The organism is Streptomyces recifensis, from assembly GCF_002154615.1.
GTDB classification, from domain to species: Bacteria; Actinomycetota; Actinomycetes; order Streptomycetales; family Streptomycetaceae; genus Streptomyces; species Streptomyces griseoluteus.
The window spans coordinates 1-21,867 of sequence record NZ_MUNH01000134.1 but is presented as its reverse complement, the minus strand read 5'-3'; the positions used below and the strand labels follow the sequence as shown (position 1 = coordinate 21,867).

The window sequence follows — 21,867 nt, the reverse complement described above, 5'->3', positions numbered from 1 at the left end:
GCGGGAAGTGGCGCTGGAGGTGGAGGGCGGGGGCGCCGGGCTGGGGCGCGGACTGGCCCTCTCCGCACGGCAGTTGGCCGACGGGCCGGTGTGGGCGCAGGTTTCGCCGGGGAACGCCCGGAGTGTGCGGGCGTTCCTGGCGGCCGGCTACCGGCCCGTCGGCGCCGAGCTGCTGCTCAGTGCCAGGGACGGTAGTACGGGTTGCTCTGGCAGTTGCTCATGATCTCGGTCTTGGTGGCCTTGTCGACCGGGCAGACGCCGATGACGTACTGGCGCTGGATGCCGCCGGGGAAGGCGACCTCGACCTGGTCGGCCCACTTGTGGGTGTCACCGATGGTCTTGTTGACGTCCACCCCGCCGGGGGCGTCGATGTAGTAGTTGTAGCCCGACTTGTACCAGGTCTTGTACAGGTCGTGGTCGTAGGTCGTGGAGACGTACGGCGAGGGCTGGTTGACGAGGACGTACTGCTCCACGTCGTACTGCCCGTTCACCGTGTCCTTGGGCAGGAAGCCCTCCTCGAAGACCACGGCCGGGCCGCGGCTGTCGCTGCGGTAGAGGGTGCCGCAACCGGTGCGCCACACCGGGTCCGGGGTGATCCGGTCGACGTCCACCCGGCGGTCGGCGGCGGCGTGCACCTTGTCCTGGAACTGCGGACAGGAGGGCGCGGCGGCGCGGCTCTTCGGCTCCGCGGGAGCGGCGGCAGGCGTGGCGGCCGTGGTGGCGAGGACGGCACCGAGGGAGAGGGCGGCAGCGGTGACGCTGCGCCGCAGACGAGTTGTGATCATGCCCCGCACGATGGCGGTCCGGCCGGGGCGGGTGGTGGACCCTCACCCCATCGGGGGCGTGTCCGCCCGCCTCAAGTCGGCTGGTCCTAGCGGTCGGAGACCCGCATCTCGAACCAGGTGGTCTTGCCCCGGGGCAGCAGGTCGACGCCCCAGCGGTCCGCGAGCTTGTCGACGAGGAACAGTCCGCGCCCGCTGATGTCCGTCGCCTGCACCGGCATCAGGCAGGGCAGCCCCCGCGAGGGGTCGCGCACCTCGACGCGGACCCAGCCGCGCCGCCGGCGCATCCGTAATCCGAACACGCGGGCGCCGGTGTGACGTACGGCGTTGCCCACGAGTTCGGAGACGAGTAAGACCGCGTCCTCGGTCAGCTTGGGGCTCAGCCCCCAGTGCCGGAGGATGACGATCTGGGCGAGTCTGCGCGCGGTGGCCGCGGACTCGGGGCGCGACGGGAGCGGAACCTCCGCCTCCGCGGGGTTGCCGAACAGTTCGAGCGCTCTGAGCCCTTGTTCGTCCTCGACCGCGGGCGACCAACGCGCCGCGGCAGCACGGCTGTGTCCCCGTGGCTGATCGATGCCATCCAGCCCCGCCATGGACCCATGATGGCCGTCACCGCGGGGCTCCGGGGCCGATCCTGAGGAATACGCCCCCCGTGCGCCCCCGGTCTGCTCCAGTCCCCCGGCATATGCCAGCGGCAGGTCGGGGTCGGCGGTGGCCCGGTCGACCTGCGGCGACGGCTCGGTTCCGGGCAATCGTGCGGCTCCCTCGGCGAGGCAGGCTTAAGGTGCGGTTAAGGCTGCCATAAACCGGCCCGCCGGGAGTGCCGAATCAGACGACGCGTCAATTGTCAGAGTCACACAGGCTTTTGTCGGCTCCGGAGAGTACTTCCGTTGCTGTCAGAGGAACTTGGCCTTCCCCGGCCCCTCCTCCACGAAACTGCGCATCCCCCGCTCGCGGTCCTCGGTGGCGAACAGCCCCGCGAACCAGTTCCGCTCCACCGTGAGCCCGGTGTCGATGTCCGTCTCCAGGCCGGCGTCGACCGCCTCCTTCGCGGCGCGCAGCGCGAGCGCCGGGCCCTGGGCGAGCCGGGCGGCCCAGGCGTGCGCCTGCTCGTACACCTCGCCCGCCGGGACGACCCGGTCCACCAGGCCGAGCGCGAGGGCCTCGTCGGCCTTGACCATGCGGCCGGTGAAGATGAGGTCCTTCGCCTTGGAGGGGCCGATCAGCCGGGGCAGCCGCTGGGTGCCGCCCGCGCCCGGGATCAGGCCGAGCAGGATCTCGGGCTGGCCCAGCTTGGCGTTCTCCCCGGCGATCCGGTAGTCCGCGCACAGTGCCAGCTCGCAGCCACCGCCGAGCGCGTACCCGGTGACGGCGGCGACGACGGGCTTGGGGATGCGGGCGACGGCGGTGAAGGCGTCCTGGAGGGCGCGGGCGCGCAGGACCATCGCGGTGTGGTCCATCGCCTGCATCTCCTTGATGTCCGCGCCCGCCGCGAACACCTTCTCCCCGCCGTAGATCACCACGGCGCGCACGTCCTCGCGGCGCGTGGCCTCCTCGGCGAGTTCCTTGAGCCGGTCCTGCGTGGCGACGTCCAGCGCGTTCATCGGCGGCCGGTCCAGGCGCAGCGTGCCGACGCCTTCGGCGACTTCGAGATTCACGGTCATGCCCAGCAGGTTAACGGCCACTAACGCGGACGGGCCCGGTGCCGTTCCTCACAGCGCCGGGCCCGTCTCGCGAAGTTCCTACTTCTTCCAGTCCGCCCAGCTCATGTTCCAGCCGTTGAGGCCGTTGTCCGGGGCGACCGTGCGGTCGTGCGAGTTCTTCACGACGACCACGTCACCGACCATGGACCTGTTGAAGAACCAGGCGGCCGGGACCCCGCCGTCGTAGCCGCCGCGCACGTCGCGCAGGCCCACGCAGCCGTGGCTGGCGTTGTAGTTGCCGAAGGCGCCGCCGCCCCAGTAGTTGCCGTGGATGAAGGTGCCGGAGTCGGTGAGGCGGATGGCGTGCGGCACGTCCTTGATGTCGTACTCGCCGCCGTAGCCGACCGTCTCGCCGTTCATCCGGGTCACGGCGAGCTTCTCGGTCATGACCATCTTGCCGTTCCAGGTCTCGTAACCGGGCTTGCCGGTGGTGACCGGGAGGGTCTTGAGGGTCTTGCCGTCCCGCACGACCTTCATGGTGTGCTTCTTGGCGTCGACGTAGGAGATCTGGCTGCGGCCGATGGTGAACTTCACCGTCCTGCGCTGCTTGCCGTACACCCCGTCGCGGCCCTCGACGCCGTCCAGGTCGAGGTCGACGGTGACCTTGGTGCCGGGCTTCCAGTAGCTCTCCGGGCGGAAGTCCAGGCGGTCGTTGCCGAACCAGTGGCCCGCGACGTCCACCGCGGGCTCGGTCTTGATCCGGATGGCCTTTTCGACGGCGGCCGGGTCGGTGATGCCGCGGGTGAAGCGCAGCGAGAACGGCATGCCGACGCCGACGGTGGAACCGTCCTCCGGGGTGAAGGTGCCCATGAAGGTGTTCTTGGGCGTGAGCGTGGTGAAGCTGGAGTCCTCGGCGGCCTTGCGGCCCCGCGAGTCCTCGGCGACCGCGTGCACCGTGTACTTGGTGGCGGCGGCCAGGTGCCGGGCGGGGGTCCAGGCGGCGCCGCCCTTGGCGAGCGTGCCGTCGACCTCGGTACCCTTGCTGTCCTTGACCACCACGCTGGTCAGCCGCCCCCCGGCGACCTTCACGTTCAGCGCGCCGCTGGTGTCCACGGCCGTGGCACCGGACTTGGGCGCGATGGTGACGGCGGCCGAGGACTGCTTGTCCTGGCCGTCCTTGTTCTTGGCGTTGTCCGACCCGCTCCCCGTGGTCTCACCGCCGCCGCAGGCGGCCAGCGACAGCACGAGTGCCCCCGCCATGAGCGCCAGCCCCTTACGACCCCTGTGCCGAGTTCCTGCCGAAGCCCCCGATATCGGCCGCACGTTCAAGTCGTTCTCCCCTCCCGGACCTGGTCACAGGTCCACACCCCGGCGCGTCCCGCGCTCATTCGGGCATGCTAGCCGCCGGGTTCCGGGCTCGGTGTCCGTCGAATGTCACCGTTCAGTCGCAACTTCAACCAGCCGCCGAGACCCGGAACTTCGCAGCTCACCGGGTCACTGGAGCACGCTGCCCGCCTTCCACTGCTTCCATGCCATGTTCCACCCGCTGAGGCCGTTGTCCGGGGAGACCGTCTTGTCCTTGCTGTGCACGACCTCGATGACGTCCCCGACCAGGCTGCGGTCGAAGAACCAGCCCGCCGGGGTGTCCGCGCCGCCGCCCTTGACGTCCCTCAGCCCCACGCAGCCATGGCTGACGTTGACCTCACCCGGCGATTCGGGCGACCAGTAGTTGCCGTGCAGGAAGGTGCCGGAATCGGTGAGCTTCATGGCGTGCGGCACGTCCGGGATGTCGTACTCCCCGCCGAAGCCGACCGTCCGGCTGTTCATGCGGGTCACCTCCAGCATGTCCATCACCACCATCTTGCCGTTGTAAGTGGGCGTCTTGGGAGCGCCCGCGGTGATCGGCACGGTGGCCAGGAGTTCGCCGTCCCGGCGCACCTCCATGGTGTGTTCGGCCGCGTCGACCAGGGAGACCTGGCTGCGGCCGACGGTGAAGGCGATGGTCTTGCGCTGGAGCCCGTAGACGCCGGGCGCCCCCTCCACGTCGCGCAGGGCGAGGTCGACGGTGACCTCGGTGCCGGGCTTCCAGTAGCGCTCGGGGCGGAAGTCCAGCCGGTTCTTGCCGAACCAGTGGGCGCGGACGTCGACGGCCGGCTTCGCTGTGACGCGTACGGCCTTCTCCACGGCGGCCCGGTCGGTGATGTCCCGGTTGAAGGCGAGGGAGACGATCATCCCGGTGCCCACCGTGGATCGGTTCTCCGGGGTGACGTAGCCGATGAACCGCTGGTCGGGGACGTAGGTGGTGAACGTGGTGTGCCGGGCCGAGCGGCGGCCGTCGCCGTCCACGGCGACCGCGTCCACCGTGTAGCGGGCGGCGAGGGCCAGCTTGTCGTCGTCCGGTTTCCAGGTACGGCCGCCCCCCACGATGTGCCCGGTGACGGTGGTGTCCTGGGCGTCCTGGGAGCGGGTCACCGTGACCTTCTCCAGCCGTCCGGCGGGCACCCTCACCCGCAGCCGCTCGCCGGGGCGCACCCCCTTGCCGCCGTCGTCCGGGGTCACCCGGATGACGTCCTCGACAGCCGGGGGTCTGCCCGGCGGGCCGCCGATGCCGAGGGGGCCGGAGCCGTCCGCGGTGCAGCCGGCGGCCCCGGCCAGCAGTCCCGCCCATGAAAGTGCCGTGGCCAGTGCGGCCAGCGCGCGCCGCGCGCGTCCTTGTAGGTGCCTCACGCCGACACAACGACGCGGCACGCTCCGGGGAAACGTGAGTGCGACCCCGTGGATGGGCAGAACAGAGGGAAGGACGACGCGAAGGGGAGCCGCCGCGCCCGCGCCGGAGCCGTCGGGGCGCTGCCGTACCGGCCGGCCGAGCGTGCCCGGGGCCTTGGCAGGCCCGCGGGTGCGGTCGGCCGTTCGGCGCGGGCGGTCGTGCCCCGGAAGGCCGAGCCACTGAAAGAGGGGCCGACTGGTGACGAGCGCAGCCGAGCAGCGGGCACGGGCCGGGGAACCGGCCGGCCAGAGCGGGACCGCCACTTCCCCGGTGCGCGGTGCCCGGCGCGCCGCGCCGCCCGCGTGGCCGGGGACACCGACCCCGCTGGGGGCCCGGTTCCGTACCGGTCCGGACGGGGTGGCGGGCACCAACTTCGCGCTGTGGGCGGGCGGCGCGGAGGCGGTGCGGCTGTGCCTGTTCGACGAGCGGGGCCGGGAGACCCAGGTCCGGCTCACCGAGCTGACGCACGAGATCTGGCACGGCTTCGTGCCCGGCGTGCTGCCCGGCCGGCGCTACGGCTACCGGGTGGAGGGCCGCTGGGACCCGTGGACCGGCGCCCGCTGGAACCCGGCGAAGCTGCTGCTGGACCCGTACGCCCGCGCGGTGGACGGGGAGTTCGCGCTGCCGCCGGAGGTGTACGGGCATGTGCGGGACTGGCCGGAGCAGGGCTACGGGGACACCGTGCGGGACGAGCGGGACTCGGCGCCCTTCGTGCCCAAGGGCGTGGTGGTGCACGACGACGACGACTGGTCCGACGACCGCCGCCCCAAGACGCCGTGGGCGGACTCGGTCATCTACGAGCTGCACGTCAAGGGCTTCACCAAGCTCCACCCCGGCATCCCGAAGGAGCTGCGCGGCACCTACGCCGGTCTCGCGCACCCGGCGGCGATCGAGCACCTGGTGAAGCTGGGCGTGACGGCGGTGGAGCTGCTTCCCGTCCACCAGTTCGCACACGAGGACCATCTGCTGCGCCGGGGCCTGAAGAACTACTGGGGCTACAACTCCATCGGCTACTTCGCCCCGCACGCGGCCTACGCGGCCTCCGGCACCACCGGCCAGCAGGTCGGCGAGTTCAAGCGGATGGTGCGCGCGCTGCACGCGGCCGGCATCGAGGTGATCCTCGACGTGGTCTACAACCACACCGCCGAGGCGGGTGAACTCGGGCCCACGCTCTCCCTGAAGGGCATCGACAACCGGGGCTACTACCGCCTCCAGCCCGACGCCCGCCGGTACGCGGACTACACCGGCTGCGGCAACACCCTGCACGTGGTCCAGCCCCAGGTGCTCCGGCTGATCACGGACTCGCTGCGCTACTGGGTGACCGAGATGGGCGTGGACGGCTTCCGCTTCGACCTGGCGGCAGCACTGGCCCGCTCGATGCACGACGTCGACATGCTGTCGCCCTTTCTGGCCGTCATCGCCCAGGACCCGGTGCTGCGCCGGGTGAAACTGATCGCCGAGCCGTGGGACATCGGCTCCGGCGGCTACCAGGTGGGCGCCTTCCCGCCGTTGTGGACGGAGTGGAACGACCGCTACCGGGACACGGTGCGCGACTTCTGGCGGCACGCGCTGCCCGACGTCCGCGAGATGGGCTACCGGTTGTCCGGCTCCAGCGACCTGTACGCCTGGGGCGGCCGCCGCCCGTACGCCTCGGTCAACTTCGTCACCGCGCACGACGGTTTCACCCTGCGCGACCTGGTCTCGTACCAGGGCAAGCACAACGAGGCGAACGGCGAGGACAACCGGGACGGCACCGACGACAACCGCTCCTGGAACTGCGGCGCCGAGGGCGAGACGGACGACGAGGTCGTAAGGGCCCTGCGCAGGCGTCAGTTGCGGAACCTGCTGACCACGCTGCTGCTGTCCACCGGGGTGCCGATGCTGGTCGCCGGCGACGAGCTGGGCCGCACGCAGGGCGGCAACAACAATGCATACTGCCAGGACGGCGAGCTGAGCTGGCTGGACTGGTCGCTGCTGGACGACCCGGACTGGCGGCCACTGTTCGATCTGACCTGCCGGCTGATCGCGCTGCGCCACGCGCATCCGGTGCTGCGCCGCCGCGCCTTCTTCTCCGGCCGCGCGCACTCGGCGGACGGCCTCAGAGACCTGGCCTGGTTCACCGCGCGGGGCACGGAGATGACCGAGCGCGACTGGTACGCGCCCGCCGCCACGCTTGGCATGTATCTGTCCGGCCGGGACATTCCGGGGCGGGACGAGCGAGGCGCGGCGGTGGTGGACGACAGCTTCCTGGCCGTGCTGCACGCCGGGCACGAACCGACCGGCTTCACCCTTCCGGGCGCACCCTGGGCGACGGGGTACGAGGTGCTGGTGGACACCTCGGGCGAGGAGCAGCTCCGGGCGCCCGGCACGGTCCTCGACGCGGACACCGACATTACCGTGCCGGCGCGGACGGTGCTGCTGCTGCGGGTCGTCTGAGGAGGTGCCAAGGGGCCGGAAAACTCGGTGGGCGGGACGGGGGCCGGTCCGTACGCTGACCCCGGTGTCCACCAACTCTCCCCCCGCCCGGCGCCGCTCCGCCGCCCGCACCCTCATGCGGCTGTGGCCCTACGTACGCCCGGTGCGCGCACGCTGGTTCGCGGCCGCCGCCATCGCGGTCGTCGCCTCCTGTCTCGGTCTGGTGATCCCGCTCGTCCTGAAGTGGATGGTCGACGGCCCGGTGGCCGCGCGCGACCCCGCCGGGGTCTGGCTGGGCGCGCTGTACCTGCTGCTGATCGGGGTGGCCGAGGCGCTGCTGTTCGGCCTCAGACGCTGGCTGGTGGCCCGTCCGCTGGCGGGTGTGGAGGCGGGCATGCGGGCCGACCTCTACCGGCGGCTCCAGCGGCTCCCGGTGGCCTTCCACGACCGCTGGCCCTCGGGCCAGTTGCTGTCGCGGGGCACCGGCGATCTGATGCTGGTGCGGATGTTCCTCGCCTTCCCGCTGACCTTCCTGCTGGTCAACGGCGTGACGATCGTCGTCGGGGTGGGGATCATGCTGGTGCAGGACTGGGTGCTCGGCCTGGTCGTCCTCGGTCCCGCCGTACCGCTGCTGTGGGTCTGCGTGGTCGTGGAGCAGCGGTACGCACACGCGGCCCGGCGGGCGCAGGACCAGGTCGGCGACCTGACCACGCTGGTCGAGGAGAGCGTGCTCGGCATCCGGGTCGTCAAGGGCTTCGGGCGCCACCTCAGCCAGGCGCGCGCGTTCCGCCGTACGGCGCTGATGCTGCGAGACACCGAGATCGGCAAGGCACGGCTGCTGGCCGTCATCTGGGCGGTCATCGTGACGCTGCCGGAGGTGGCGATCGGGGCCGCGCTCGTGCTGGGCGTGCTGCGGGTGGCGGACGGCGCGCTGTCGGCCGGCACGCTGGTCGCGTTCCTCAGCACGGCGCTGGCGCTGCGCTGGCCGGTGGAGTCCATCGGCTTCCTGCTGGCGATGTGCCAGGAGGCGGCGACGGCCACGGAACGGTACTTCGAGGTGCTGGACGAGCGTCCCGAGGGTGACGCGGAGACCCCTGCCCCTGCCGCCCCCGAGCCCGGCGAACGCGGTCTGCGCTTCGAGGGCGTGGGTTTCCGCCATGCCGACGCGGCCCCCGACGCCGGCCCGGTGCTGGACGGGATCGACCTGCACATCCGTCCCGGCGAGTCGATGGCACTCGTCGGCGCGACCGGCAGCGGCAAGACCACGCTGACCTCGCTGGTCCCCCGCCTGCACGACGCCACCTCCGGCCGCATCACCCTCAACGGCGTGGACATCACCGCGCTGCCCCGCGAGGAACTGCGCGCCCGGGTCGCCGTCGCCTTCGAGGAGCCCACCCTGTTCTCCACCAGCGTGGCGGAGAACGTCCTCATGGGTGCCGGGGAGAACGCGGGACGGGAGGAGCTGGACCGGGCGCTCGCCGTGGCGCACGCCGACTTCGCGCACGCCCTGCCAGAGGGCCCGGACACGCGGGTCGGCGAACAGGGCCTCAGCCTGTCCGGCGGCCAGCGCCAGCGGCTCGCGCTGGCCCGCGCGGTGGCCGGACGGCCGGAGTTCCTGGTGCTGGACGACCCGCTGTCCGCGCTCGACGTGCACACCGAGGCGGCCGTGGAGGCGGCGCTGCGCCGGGTGCTGGCCGACACCACCGCGCTGATCGTGGCCCACCGCCCCTCCACGGTGCTGCTGGCCGACCGGGTCGCCCTGCTCTCCGGCGGCCGGATCACCGCCGTGGGCACCCATCACGAACTGCTGCGCAGCAACGCCGAGTACGCCCATCTGATGTCCGGCGGCCCGCGCGAGGCCACCGAGGAACCCGAGGATTCCCGATGACCACCACGACGTCCGCCGCCCCCACCACGGACGACGACCTGCCCGATCCGCATCTCCCGCCGGACTCCGGCGACCCCTTCGACCGGGACGTCCTGCCCACCCCGCCGGGCGCCACGGCCGCACTGCTGCGCTCTCTGCTCGCCCCGCGCCGGGCCCGCGTCGCGCTCACCGTGCTCCTGCTGCTGCTCCAGCAGGCGGCGGCGCAGACCGGCCCGCTGCTGGTGGCGTACGCCATCGACACCGCCGTACCGGCCGTGCGCGGGCACGACCACGGGCCCCTGCTCGCCGTGGCGGCGGGGTACGCGCTGTGCGCGCTGGCCTCCGGCGGGCTGCAGTACGCGTTCATCCGGGCGTCCGCCTGGGTCAACCAGGACGTGCTGCTGGACCTGCGCGGCCGGATCTTCCGGCACGCGCAGGCGCTCAGCGTGGACTTCCACGAGCGCTACACCTCCGGCCGGCTGATCTCCCGCTCCACCACGGACGTGGAGGCGCTGCGCGAACTCCTCGACGAGGGGCTCCAGGAACTGGTCACGGTGGTGCTGTCGTTCGTGTACATCTCCGCCCTGCTGCTCTGGCTCGACCTGGGCCTCGGCGCGGTCGCGGTCGCCTCTTTCGTGCCGCTCTACCTGCTGGTGCGGCGCTATCAGCGGCGCGCGCAGCAGGTGTTCGCCGCCCGTTCCACGGCGATCGCGGCGCTGATCGTGAAGTTCGTCGAGACGATGAACGGCATCCGCCCGGTGCGCGCCTTCCGCCGCGAGGCCGCCAACGACGCCGAGTTCGCCACGCTCAACCGGCGCCACGAGCGCAGCAACGGCGACTCGCTGCTGGAGATGGCGCGGTACGTGGTCGGCTCCCGGCTGGTCGCCAACACGGCGGTCGCCGGGATCGTGCTGTGGGGCGCCTACCGGGTGGCCTCCGGCACCCTGGCCCTCGGTGTGCTGGCGGCGGCGGTGCTGTATCTGCGGCGGCTGTACGACCCGATCGACCGGCTGGGGATGTTCCTCAACTCCTACCAGTCGGCGGCCGCCTCGCTGGAGAAGATCGCCGGGCTGCTCGCCCAGGTCCCCTCCGTGCCGGAGCCCGCCGAGTCCCGCGAACTGCCGCCGCTGAAAAGCGACTTCCCCGGCCGTGAGGTCGTCTTCGACGGGGTGCGGTTCGCCTACCGCACCGGCGGCGAGGTGCTGCCCCGCTTCGACCTGACGCTGCCGGCCGGGCAGACCGTCGCCGTGGTCGGCTCCACGGGCGCGGGCAAGTCGACGCTGGCCAAGCTGCTGGCCCGGTTCTACGACCCGACCGAGGGCGCCGTCCTGCTCGACGGGGTGGACCTGCGCGGGCTGGCGCTGCCCGAACTGCGGCGCGGGGTGGTGATGGTGACGCAGGAGGCGTTCCTGTTCTCCGGCACGGTCGCGGACAACATCGCCATCGGTCGCCCCGAGGCCACGCGGGAGGAGATCGAGCAGGCGGCGAAGGCCATCGGCGCCCATGAGTTCATCAGCGCGCTGCCCGACGGCTACGACACCGACGTGCGCAAGCGCGGCGGCCGGATCTCCGCGGGTCAGCGCCAGCTGGTGGCCTTCGCACGGGCGCTGCTCGCCGACCCGGCGGTGCTGATCCTGGACGAGGCGACCAGCTCGCTGGACGTGCCCGGTGAGCGGGCGGTGCAGCGGGCGATGACGACCGTGCTGCGCGGCCGTACGGCGGTGGTGATCGCGCACCGGCTGTCCACGGTGGAGATCGCCGACCGGGTGCTGGTGATGGAGCACGGCCGGATCGTCGAGGACGGGCGCCCGGACCGGCTGATCGCCGGTTCCGGTAGGTTCTCCGAGCTGCACAAGGCGTGGCGGGACAGTCTGGCTCAGTGACGGCCGGTGGAACGGGGGCAGGATGATCGACGCGTACGGAGATCCCGGCATACCTGATACACGCGGCGGCTGGCGCTGTCTGTGGTGGCTGGCGCTGCGCCAGCCGGGGCGCTCGCTGGCCGGCGCGGTCTTCGGCTCGGCGTGGCTGGTGCTGATGGCGGCCCAGCCCTACCTCCTCTCACGGGCGGTGGACGACGGGCTGGTGCCGGGTCGGCTCGGGGTGCTGGCCGCCTGGACCGGCGCGATGTTCGCCGCCGGGGTGGGCTGCGCGTGGCTGAGCATCATGCGGCACCGCACCATGACGCGGGTGCGGATGGACGCCAACTTCCGCACGGTGAAGCTGGTGGTGGAGCACGCGGCCCGGCTGGGCGCCGCGCTGCCGCGCCGGGTGGGGGCCGGTGAGGTCGTCACCGTCGGGGTGGGCGACGTGCAGACCCTCGCGCAGGCCCTGACCGTGATGGGGCCGGGTGTCGGCTCGGTCGTCGTCTACTCGGTGGTGGCCGCCCAACTCCTCACCATCTCCGGCTCGGTGGCCGCCGTGGTGCTGCTGGGCGTGCCGGTCATCGCGTTGCTCACCGGCCCGCTGACCCGCCGCCTCCAGGGCACCGAGACCGAGTACCGGGAGCGCCAGGGCATCCTCACGGCCCGCATCGGCGACCTCGCGGGGGGCCTGCGGGTCCTGGGGGGACTCGGTGGCAAGTCGCTGTTCGCGGACGCCTTCGCGCGGGACTCCGGGCGGCTGCGGGAGCAGGGCTACCGGGTGGGCGCGGTGACGAGCTGGGTGCAGGCGCTCGGTCTGGGCCTGCCGACGCTGTTCCTGGCCGCGGTGACCTGGCTCGCGGCCCGGCTGGCCGCCCAGGGCGCGATCACGGTGGGCGAGCTGGTCTCGGTGTACGGGTACGCGGCGGTGCTGATCGGCCCGGTCGCGTTCTTCGTGGAGATGAACTACGACCTGAACCGCGCGGTGGTGGCCGCCCGCCGCGTGGTGGCCCTGCTCCGGCTGGAGCCCGAACCGGACGACGGCACGCTGACCGCCCCCGGGCACCCGGCCGAGCTGCACGACCCCGCCTCGGGCGTGCGGGTGGCGCCGGGCCGGCTGACCGCGCTGGTCGCGGCCCGCTCCGCCGACACCACCGCCGTGGTGGACCGCCTCGGCCGGTACGGGCCGACCGACGCGCTGTGGGGCGGTGTACGCCTGGACGCGGTACCGCTGGCCGAGGTGCGCGCGCGAGTGCTGGTCGCGGACAACGAGGCCGACCTGTTCGCCGGACCGCTGCGGGAGACGGTGTCCGCCGGGCGCCCCGCGGACGAGGCGGCGGTGCGCCGCGCGGTGCGCGCGGCGGTCGCCGAGGACGTCGTACGGGGCCTGCCCGACGGGCTGGACACGGTGGTGTCCGGGCAGGGGCGCAGCCTCTCCGGGGGCCAGCGGCAGCGGGTCCGGCTGGCGCGGGCGCTGCTGGCCGACCCCGAGGTACTGCTCGCCGTGGAGCCGACCTCGGCGCTGGACGCGCACACCGAGTCGGCGGTCGCGCACCGGCTGCGCGAGGCGCGGGAGGGCCGTACGACGGTGGTGACGTCGACCTCCCCACTGCTGCTGGACGTGGCGGACACGGTGCTGTTCCTGGTCGACGGCAAGGTGGCCGCGAGCGGTCCGCACCGGCTGCTGCTGGACCGCGAGAAGGGCTACCGGGCCCTGGTGGCCCGGGACTTGGGCGACGGGGAGGTCTCGCGGTGACGACGGACACGGGAGCGCTGCCGGTCGCGGACCGGCGCACGGTACGGCTAGCCGCCGCCCGGCTGGTGCGCGCCGACGGGCGGGCCTTCGCGGCCGCCCTCGCCCTGAACGCGCTGGCGGCCGGTGCGGGCATCGTGGGCCCCTGGCTGGTCGGCCGGATCGTGGACGAGGTCCGGGCCGGGCGCGGGACCGGCGCGGTGGACCGGCTCGCGCTGTGGATTCTGCTGTGCGCGCTGGCCCAGCTGGTGCTGGCCCGCTGGGCGCGGTACGTGGCGCACCGGTTCGGGGAGCGGACGCTGGCGCGGGTGCGGGAGACGTTCGTGGAACGGCTGCTGGGGCTGCCCGCTTCGGTGGTCGAGCGGGCCGGCACCGGCGACCTGACGGCGCGCGGCACGGCGGACGTGGCGACGGTCGGCACCACGCTGCGGGACATCGGCCCGGAGCTGCTGGTGTACGCGGTGCAGGCGCTGTTCGTGCTCGGCGCGGTGTTCGCGCTGAGCCCCTGGCTGGGCCTGTTCGGGCTGCTCGGGCTGACCCCGGTGTGGCTGGCGGTGCGCTGGTACCTGCGGCGGGCGCGGGACGCCTATCTGGCCGAGGGGGCGGCGACCTCGGCGGTCGCGGAGATCGTGGCGGCCACGGCGGCGGGCGCCCGCACGGTGGAGGCGTTCCGGCTCCAGAAGGCCCGTACGGCGGCGAGCCGGGAGGCGCTGGAGGTCTCCCGGCGCAGCCGGTACCGCACGCTGGGCCTGCGGACGGTGTTCTTCCCGTCCGTCGAGATCTCGTACACGATCCCGGTGGCCGGGGTGCTGCTGGTCGGGGGGTGGCTGCACGGGCGCGGGCTGATCGGGCTCGGGGCGGTGGTGGCCGGGGCGCTGTACATGCGGCAGTTCACCGATCCGCTGGACATGGTGCTGATGCGGCTGGAGCAGCTCCAGTCCAGCGGGGCCTCCTTCGCCCGCGTGGAGGGCGTCGCCGAGGCACCGCGCGCCCCGGTGGACACCGCGCGGACTCCGGCGGACGACCGGATCGAGGTGCGCGGGGTGCGGTACGCGTACGAGCGGGGCGGGGAGGTGCTGCGCGGGGTGGACCTGACGGTCCGGCCCGGTGAGCGGCTGGCGGTGGTGGGCGCGTCCGGTGCGGGCAAGACCACGCTGAGCCGGCTGCTGGCCGGCATCGACGCCCCCGCCTCCGGCTCGGTCACGGTGGGCGGGGTCCCGGTGGCGGAGCTGGAACCCGCGCGGCTGCGCCGCCAGGTGGTGCTGGTGACCCAGGAGCACCATGTGTTCCTCGGCTCGGTGCGGGACAACCTGCTGATCGCCGAACCCGACGCCACGGACGAGGAGTTGTGGGGGGCGCTGGTGGCCGTGGGTGCCGACGGCTGGGTGCGGGAGCTGCCCGAGGGGCTGGACACCGGGCTCGGCCAGGGCGGCCGGGTGACCGACGGTTCCCAGGCCCAGCAGCTCGCGCTGGCCCGCGTGGTGCTGGCCGACCCGCACACGCTGATCCTGGACGAGGCGACCGCCCTGCTCGACCCGGCCACCGCCCGGCACACCGAGCGGGGTCTGGCGGCGGTGCTCGCGGGCCGCACGGTGATCGCCATCGCGCACCGGCTGCACACCGCGCACGACGCGGACCGGGTCGCGGTGATGGAGGACGGCCTCGTCACCGAACTGGGCACGCACGAGGAACTGGTGGCGGCGGACGGCGCCTACGCGGCGCTGTGGCGCACCTGGCACGGGGACGACGGCACGGTCTGAGGGTCGTCGACACACCTGCTCAATACTGCTCAACATAGCTGCAATAAAAGGGAGTTGATGCGGAAGGCGCGCCTTCCGGCCAACTTCCCGAGGCGCTCCTGACAGGCCCCCCGCTCCCCTGTCACTCTTCCCACGACCGACTCACAGCGACCGCACAGCGCTCACGCGTCCCGCGCCACCCCGCGCCCGCACGCGCAGTACGCACCGCCCTGTTCTGCCCCGGACGCCCCATCCCCCCGTCCGGTCTCCCTCGGCCGCGCGACCGGCGGCCACGCAGAAGGAGTCAGTGTTGAGCAGCAGCCCCCGCAGCAACCCCGCCCGCAGACGCGTCTCCCCGCGCCGCCGCACCGCCACCGTCGCCCTGGCCGGTGTCGCCGCGCTCATCGCCGCCGCCGTCCAGTCCGGCGCGGCGACCGCGGCTCCGGCCGAGCCCCGGCCGGGCAAGGCGAATCCCGCCCACAGCTCCGTACGCCTCACCGCCGCCCAGCGCGCCGGACTGATCCGGGACGCCGACGCCGGCCGGGCGGACACCGCCCGCTCGATCGGGCTCGGCACACAGGAGAAGCTCGTCGCCCGCGATGTCGTCAAGGACGGCGACGGCACCCTGCACACCCGCTACGAGCGCACCTACGCGGGCCTGCCCGTGCTCGGCGGCGACCTGATCGTGGACACCGCGCCCTCGGGCGCGGCCAAGCGCGTGGTGAAGGCGTCCGGCGCCACGCTGAAGGTCGCCGGCCTCACCCCGGCCGTGCCGAAGGCCGCCGCGGAGCGGCAGGCGGTGGCACGGGCGAAGAAGCTCGGCGGCACCAGGTCCGCCGCCGACAGCGTGCGCACGGTGATCTGGGCCGCCACCGGCAGGCCGGTCCTCGCCCACGAGACGGTGGTCGGCGGTCTCCAGGACGACGGCACCCCGAGCGAGCTGCACGTCGTCACCGACGCCACCACCGGCAAGAAGCTCTACGAGTACCAGGGCATCCGCACCGGCGTCGGCAACACCCAGTACAGCGGCCAGGTCCCGCTCACCACCACCCAGTCCGGGTCCACGTACACCCTGACCGACGGGGACCGGGGCGGCCACAAGACGTACAACCTGGGCCGGGGCACCTCCGGCACCGGCACCCTGTTCTCGCAGGGCGCCGACACCTGGGGCAACGGCACCGTCTCGGACCCGGCGACGGCGGGCGCGGACGCGCACTACGGGGCGGCGGTCACCTGGGACTTCTACAAGGACACGTTCGGCCGCAGCGGCATCAAGAACAACGGCGTCGGCGCGTACTCCCGTGTGCACTACGGCAATTCCTATGTGAACGCCTTCTGGAGCGACTCCTGCTTCTGCATGACCTACGGCGACGGCTCGGGCAACGCGGACCCGCTGACCGCGCTGGACGTCGCCGGGCACGAGATGAGCCACGGCGTCACCTCCAACACGGCCGGGCTCAACTACTCCGGCGAGTCGGGCGGGCTGAACGAGGCGACCTCGGACATCTTCGGCACGGGCGTGGAGTTCTACGCGAACAACGCCTCGGACCCCGGTGACTACCTCATCGGCGAGAAGATCGACATCAACGGCGACGGCACCCCCCTGCGTTACCTGGACAAGCCCAGCAGGGACGGCGCGTCCAAGGACAGTTGGTACTCCGGTATCGGCGGGGTCGACGTGCACTACTCCTCCGGGCCGGCGAACCACTTCTTCTATCTGCTGAGCGAGGGCAGCGGCGCCAAGGTGATCGACGGGGTCTCCTACGACTCCCCCACCGCCGACGGCCTCCCGGTCACCGGCATCGGCCGGGCCAAGGCCCTCCAGATCTGGTACCGGGCGCTCACCACCAAGTGGACCTCCACCACCAACTACTCGGGCGCCCGCACCGGCACCCTGGCCGCCGCCGGTGAGCTGTACGGCACCACCAGCGCCGAGTACGCGGCCGTGCAGGACGCCTGGGCGGGCGTCGGGGTCGGCACCCGGCCCGGCGGCGACACGGGCACCTCGTACGAATCCACCACTCCGGTGGCGATCCCGGACAACGGTCCCGCCGTCACCTCGGACATCACGGTCTCCGGCAGGAGCGGAAACGCGCCAAGCAACTTGCGCGTGGCCGTGAACATCACCCACACCTGGCGCGGCGATCTGGTGATCGATCTGGTCGGCCCGTCGGGCACCTCGTACCGGCTGAAGAACTTCAGTTCCTCGGACTCCGGGGACGACGTGGACGAGACCTACACCGTCAACGCGTCGGCCGAACCCGCCAACGGCACTTGGAAGTTGAAGGTTCAGGACCAGGCGGCGCAGGACCGGGGCACGCTCAACTCATGGAAGGTCACCTTCCCGTAGACCACCTTTCCGCCGCCCCTCGCGGCCGGTGAACGGTGGCGGTCCGGAGGGTGAACAGCCCTCCGGACAGCCGCCGTTCACACGCCCGCAACAACATCAAGACGCAAAGTTTCGGCCAACATCACCACAGGGTCATGACATGTACGCGTCCCTGGTGCCACGCTCTCCCCACCCGCCGCAGCACAGCGACTTCAGTACGCACCACCCGGCCAGTGACCCCACGCTGGCCGACGCCCCCACGTCAAGGAGCTACTGTGAGCCCCCTCTACGCGCGTCACAAGCGCACCTCGCTCGTCATCGCCACCGCCGTCGCCGCCGGTGCCCTCCTCTCCACGGGTCTGGCCTCCAGCGCGAGCGCCGAGAACAAGACCCTGGCCGCCGCCCCGACGCTGCTGTCGGCCTCGGCCCGCACCACGCTGATCCAGCAGGCGCAGTCCGCCGCCCCCGAGACCGCCCAGCGCATAGGTCTCGGCGCCAAGGAGAAGCTGGTGGTCAGAGACGTCGTCAAGGACGTCGACGGCACCGTCCACACCCGTTACGAGCGCACCTACGCGGGCCTGCCGGTCCTCGGCGGGGACCTCGTGGTGCACACCCCGCCCGCCTCCGTGGCCAAGGGCACGGTGAGCACCACCTTCAACACCAGGCGGACCATCAAGGTCGCCTCCCTCACCCCGGCCGTCACCAAGTCCGCCGCGCAGTCCACGGCGCTCAAGGCCGCCAAGGCCCTGAAGGCGGAGAAGCCCGCCGCCGACAGCGCGCGCAAGGTGATCTGGGCCGGCTCCGGCACGCCGACGCTCGCCTGGGAGTCCGTGATCGGCGGCTTCCAGGACGACGGCACCCCGAGCAAGCTGCACGTCGTCACCGACGCCACCACCGGCAAGGAGCTGTACCGCTACCAGGCGATCCAGACCGGCATCGGCAACACGCAGTACAGCGGTCAGGTGACGCTGACCACCGCGCAGTCGGGCTCCAACTACACCCTCACCGACAGCACGCGCGGCGGCCACAAGACGTACAACCTCAACCACGGCACCTCCGGCACCGGCACGCTGTTCTCCCAGACCAACGACACCTGGGGCAACGGCACCACGTCCAACGCCGCCACGGCCGGCGCGGACGCCGCCTACGGCGCCCAGACGACCTGGGACTTCTACAAGAACACGTTCGGCCGCAGCGGCATCAAGAACGACGGCGTCGGCGCCTACTCCCGCGTCCACTACGGCAACGCGTACGTGAACGCGTTCTGGGACGACTCCTGCTTCTGCATGACCTACGGCGACGGCACGGCCAACAACGACCCGCTGACCTCGCTGGACGTCGCCGGCCACGAGATGAGCCACGGCGTCACCTCCAACACCGCCGGGCTCAACTACACCGGGGAATCCGGCGGGCTGAACGAGGCGACCTCCGATATCTTCGGCACCGGCGTGGAGTTCTACGCGAACAACACCACCGACCCCGGTGACTACCTCATCGGCGAGAAGATCGACATCAACGGCGACGGCTCGCCGCTGCGTTACATGGACAAGCCGAGCAAGGACGGCGCGTCCAAGGACAGCTGGTCCTCCAGCCTCGGCGGCCTGGACGTGCACTACTCCTCGGGCCCGGCGAACCACATGTTCTACCTGCTCTCCGAGGGCAGCGGCACCAAGGTCATCAACGGCGTCACGTACAACAGCCCGACCTCGGACGGCGTCGCGGTCACCGGCATCGGCCGCGCCAAGGCGCTCCAGATCTGGTACAAGGCGCTGACCACGTACATGACCTCCACCACCAACTACAAGGCGGCCCGCACGGCGACGCTGAACGCGGCCTCCGCGCTCTACGGCACCGACTGCGCCGAGTACGCGGGCGTCGGCAACGCCTTCGCCGGGATCAACGTCGGCAGCCACATCAACCCGCCGGCCAGCGGGGTGACCGTCACCAACCCCGGCAACCAGTCCGCCACCGTGGGCAAGGCGGTCAGCCTCCAGATCCAGGCCAGCAGCACCAACAGCGGTGCGCTGAGCTACAGCGCCACCGGGCTCCCGGCCGGGCTGTCGATCAACGCCTCCACCGGTCTGATCTCCGGCACGCCGACCACCGCGGGCTCCTCCAGCACCACGGTCACCGTCACCGACTCCGCGGGCAAGACCGGCACGGCCGCCTTCACCTGGACGGTCAGCGCCACCGGCGGCGGCTGCTCGGCGACACAGCTGCTCGCCAACCCCGGCTTCGAGTCCGGCAACACCGGCTGGACCGCGAGCAGCGGCGTCATCACCACCGACAGCGGCCAGGCCAGCCACGGCGGCTCGTACAAGGCATGGCTGGACGGCTACGGCGCCACGCACACCGACACGCTGGCCCAGTCGGTCGCGATCCCCGCGGGCTGCAAGGCGACCCTGACCTTCTACCTGCACGTGGACTCGGCGGAGACCACCACCAGCACCCAGTACGACAAGCTGACGCTCACCGCCGGTTCGACCACCCTGGCGACCTACTCCAACCTCAACAAGGCCACGGGGTACGTCCAGAAGACCATCGACCTGTCCTCGCTGGCGGGCTCGACGGTCAGCCTGAAGTTCACCGGGGTCGAGGACTCCTCGCTCCAGACCAGCTTCGTCATCGACGACACCGCCCTGACGACCGGCTGATCCGCACCTCCCCGCACGACAAGGGTCCCGCACACGGGGTGTGCGGGACCCTTCGCGTTCCCCGTCAGTTCAGCGGGTCCAGCGTGAGGTACGCCTGCTGCGGGTTGCCGTCGTTGACCAGCGACTCGTGGTTGCCGACGTCGTCGAAGGCGAAGGCGTACGCCTTGCCGTCGGCCATCTGGGCGTGGATGGCCTTCGCGTACTGGTTGGTGACCCCGTCCTGGTAGAAGCCGGCGTCGGAGCTGTCCGGCTGGTTGGGGTTGCTCAGCAGCGTGGAGCGGTTGTAACCGGCGCACAGAGTGCGGGAGATGGGGCCGCGCACCTGGTCGTTGGGCGCGTCCAGCAGCTTGTGGCAGCCGAAGATGCTGGCGGCGTCCGGCTTCTGGAAGCTGGTCACCACCGCGCCGGAGGAGTTGGTGAAGTTCATGACGTTGCCCGAGACCCGGCCGAAGTACTTGGTGTTCGGCTGGTCGGTGAACGGCGTCACGGTCAGGGTCTGCGAGGAGTACTTGGACCAGACCCGGTTGACGTAGTCGTCCATGACGTTGGCGGGAAGCGCCCCGGTCTCCACGCCGTACAGCGGGGAGAGGGCGCGCAGCACGGTGCCGTCCGAGCGGGTCTGCACGAGGCCCGACCAGCCCGACTTGCTGCGCAGCGAGTTCATGACGGCCGAGTAGCCGCCCGGCTTCAGGTGCCCGGTGGTGGCGACCTCACCGCTGCCGCGCTTCACACCGACCGCGTAGGGCGCCGAGAACATGTCGACCTGGGTGCTGTTGAGCCAGAGCCCGGCGTCGTTGAGCGTGTACTCGGACCAGCTGAACAGGATGTCCCGGTTGGGGTCCGAGGGGTTCTGCACGGCCGGCTGCACCAGGCCGCCGGTGGTGAGCCGGAAGTCCAGCTTGCGACCGTAGGAGAAGTAGATCCGGCCGGAGAACTTCGGTATCCGGATGGTCGTCGACTGGCCCGGACCGGGCCCGGCGATGGCCGCGTCCGGCGCCGGGGTCGGCGGATTGCCGCCGGCGGGCCAGGCGTGGAAGGTGCCGCCCGCGTCGGCCCAGCCCTGCCGCCCGGAGGACAGCTGGGTGCCGAGGTCGTAGATGTACACCGGCTCGGAGCGGCCCGAGTTGTTGGTGATCTGGAGCGGGATCGTGTCCGGCACCGCGGCACTGGCCTGGCCGGCGGCGCCGAACGTCAGCACCGAGCCGACCAGGGCCGCCGTGGCCGTGGCCGACAGCGCGGAACGAGCGATTCTTCGAGTCAACTCTCCACCTCCGTGTGGGGGTTCGGGGCGGCACGGATGCTGGTCCGTACCTTTTTGAGAGCGCTCTCAGAGTGCTTGTGTGTCACGGACGTGTCAATCAGTTGAACCGAACACGTTCCGTGACGTGAGCAGGCGTTCAGAAAGTGCGCCGCAGAAGGGAGTTGAGCGCCTTCCAGTGTCGCTCCTCGGCCGCCGCGTCGTAGGACGAGGTGTCCTTCTGGGTGTAGCCGTGCGGTGCGCCCTCGTAGACCTCGCTGGTGTGGCGCACCCCGGCGGCCGTCAGCGCGTCGTCCAGGCGGCGCATCTGCTCCTCGGGCATCGAGGCGTCCTGGTCGGCGTGGCCGAAGTAGAGCTCCGCCGTGATGCGGTCGGCGCCCAGGTGCGGGCTGTCCGGGTCCTCGGTGGCCAGGCTGCCGCCGTGGAACCCGGCGGCCGCCGCCACCCGCTCGGGATGCGTGGCCGCCGCGCGCAGCGCGAGCCGGGCGCCCATGCAGTACCCGGTCACCGCCACCGGGCCGGCCATGACCAGCGGGGACTCCTTCAGCCAGCCCAGGAACGCGTCCGCGTCCACCTCCGCCTGCTGGGGCGTGAGCGAGTGCACCAGCGGGCCGAGCCGCTCCCAGATCGTCGGGTCGGAGCCTGGGTCGATGAACTCGGGCAGTTCCACCACCGGCGCCGTGCCCTGCCGGTAGAAGACGTTGGGCACCAGCACCGTGTACCCCTCGGCGGCGAGCCGGTCGGCCATCCCCTTCAGCCAGGGCCGCAGCCCGGAGTCCTCTTCTACCAGGACGCGTA

Annotated in this window: 14 protein-coding genes and 1 pseudogene; 8 read left to right on the top strand and 7 right to left on the bottom strand. The window is 72.0% G+C overall.

The window, feature by feature from the left end:
- Positions 1-223: pseudogene (locus CCN33_RS08815) on the top strand (GNAT family N-acetyltransferase); the annotation flags it as partial.
- Here the strand turns inward: CCN33_RS08815 and CCN33_RS08810 are convergent.
- From CCN33_RS08810 to CCN33_RS08790, 5 genes are all read right to left on the bottom strand, one after another.
- Entirely contained in the window at positions 177-785 is a 609-nt protein-coding gene (locus tag CCN33_RS08810) for an ADP-ribosyltransferase (protein ID WP_086692912.1), read from the bottom strand. The pseudogene CCN33_RS08815 and the gene CCN33_RS08810 sit on opposite strands and share 47 nt — an antisense overlap.
- Positions 786-871: 86 nt before the next feature.
- The gene (locus tag CCN33_RS08805; RefSeq protein WP_167387805.1) at positions 872-1,375 is read right to left on the bottom strand and encodes an ATP-binding protein; all 504 of its coding nucleotides are present in this window, start codon (positions 1,373-1,375) and stop codon (positions 872-874) included.
- A 303-nt stretch (positions 1,376-1,678) separates the two neighbouring features.
- Complete coding sequence (locus CCN33_RS08800; protein WP_086692920.1) at positions 1,679-2,446, bottom strand: enoyl-CoA hydratase/isomerase family protein; 768 nt, start codon at positions 2,444-2,446, stop codon at positions 1,679-1,681.
- A gap of 78 nt (positions 2,447-2,524) precedes the next feature.
- Positions 2,525-3,754: a L,D-transpeptidase gene (locus CCN33_RS08795; RefSeq protein ID WP_208621690.1), complete on the bottom strand. Its 1,230-nt coding sequence runs from the start codon at positions 3,752-3,754 to the stop codon at positions 2,525-2,527.
- Between the two features lie 165 nt (positions 3,755-3,919).
- Entirely contained in the window at positions 3,920-5,152 is a 1,233-nt protein-coding gene (locus tag CCN33_RS08790; RefSeq protein WP_086692906.1) for a L,D-transpeptidase, read from the bottom strand.
- A 238-nt stretch (positions 5,153-5,390) separates the two neighbouring features.
- Here CCN33_RS08790 and glgX point away from each other — a divergent pair, with 238 nt between their 5' ends.
- From glgX to CCN33_RS08755, 7 genes are all read left to right on the top strand, one after another.
- Positions 5,391-7,628, top strand: coding sequence for a glycogen debranching protein GlgX (gene glgX, locus CCN33_RS08785; RefSeq protein WP_208621689.1), 2,238 nt, complete (start codon positions 5,391-5,393; stop codon positions 7,626-7,628).
- Positions 7,629-7,743: 115 nt separating this feature from the next.
- Complete coding sequence (locus tag CCN33_RS08780) at positions 7,744-9,495, top strand: ABC transporter ATP-binding protein (RefSeq protein ID WP_086692918.1); 1,752 nt, start codon at positions 7,744-7,746, stop codon at positions 9,493-9,495.
- On the top strand, positions 9,492-11,357 hold the full coding sequence (locus CCN33_RS08775; protein WP_086692902.1) for an ABC transporter ATP-binding protein: 1,866 nt from the start codon (positions 9,492-9,494) through the stop codon (positions 11,355-11,357). Before CCN33_RS08780 ends, CCN33_RS08775 begins: the two co-directional genes overlap by 4 nt.
- A gap of 22 nt (positions 11,358-11,379) precedes the next feature.
- Positions 11,380-13,092, top strand: a complete 1,713-nt coding sequence (locus CCN33_RS08770; protein WP_086692900.1) for an ABC transporter transmembrane domain-containing protein — start codon at positions 11,380-11,382, stop codon at positions 13,090-13,092.
- The gene (locus CCN33_RS08765) at positions 13,089-14,849 is read left to right on the top strand and encodes an ABC transporter ATP-binding protein (RefSeq protein WP_086692898.1); all 1,761 of its coding nucleotides are present in this window, start codon (positions 13,089-13,091) and stop codon (positions 14,847-14,849) included. Before CCN33_RS08770 ends, CCN33_RS08765 begins: the two co-directional genes overlap by 4 nt.
- A 286-nt stretch (positions 14,850-15,135) precedes the next feature.
- Positions 15,136-17,178, top strand: a complete 2,043-nt coding sequence (locus tag CCN33_RS08760; RefSeq protein WP_086692896.1) for a M4 family metallopeptidase — start codon at positions 15,136-15,138, stop codon at positions 17,176-17,178.
- Between the two features lie 254 nt (positions 17,179-17,432).
- Positions 17,433-19,811 (top strand): M4 family metallopeptidase, encoded by a 2,379-nt coding sequence (locus CCN33_RS08755; RefSeq protein ID WP_425275833.1) that lies wholly within the window; start codon positions 17,433-17,435, stop codon positions 19,809-19,811.
- Between the two features lie 64 nt (positions 19,812-19,875).
- On the opposite strand, the gene CCN33_RS08750 is transcribed toward CCN33_RS08755, so the two are convergent.
- Positions 19,876-21,072: a glycoside hydrolase family 64 protein gene (locus CCN33_RS08750; protein WP_086692894.1), complete on the bottom strand. Its 1,197-nt coding sequence runs from the start codon at positions 21,070-21,072 to the stop codon at positions 19,876-19,878.
- Between the two features lie 136 nt (positions 21,073-21,208).
- A partial coding sequence (locus CCN33_RS08745; protein WP_107483914.1) for a dienelactone hydrolase family protein occupies positions 21,209-21,867 on the bottom strand: 659 nt, incomplete at its 5' end.

Excerpts from the sequence above, each read along its gene's own strand:
- CCN33_RS08770 (WP_086692900.1), top strand. The coding sequence starts at position 11,380 with ATGATCGACGCGTACGGAGATCCCGGCATACCTGATACACGCGGCGGC.
- CCN33_RS08800 (WP_086692920.1), bottom strand. The coding sequence starts at position 2,446 with ATGACCGTGAATCTCGAAGTCGCCGAAGGCGTCGGCACGCTGCGCCTG.
- CCN33_RS08780 (WP_086692918.1), top strand. The coding sequence starts at position 7,744 with ATGCGGCTGTGGCCCTACGTACGCCCGGTGCGCGCACGCTGGTTCGCG.
- CCN33_RS08810 (WP_086692912.1), bottom strand. The coding sequence starts at position 785 with ATGATCACAACTCGTCTGCGGCGCAGCGTCACCGCTGCCGCCCTCTCC.
- CCN33_RS08805 (WP_167387805.1), bottom strand. The coding sequence starts at position 1,375 with ATGGCGGGGCTGGATGGCATCGATCAGCCACGGGGACACAGCCGTGCT.
- CCN33_RS08775 (WP_086692902.1), top strand. The coding sequence starts at position 9,492 with ATGACCACCACGACGTCCGCCGCCCCCACCACGGACGACGACCTGCCC.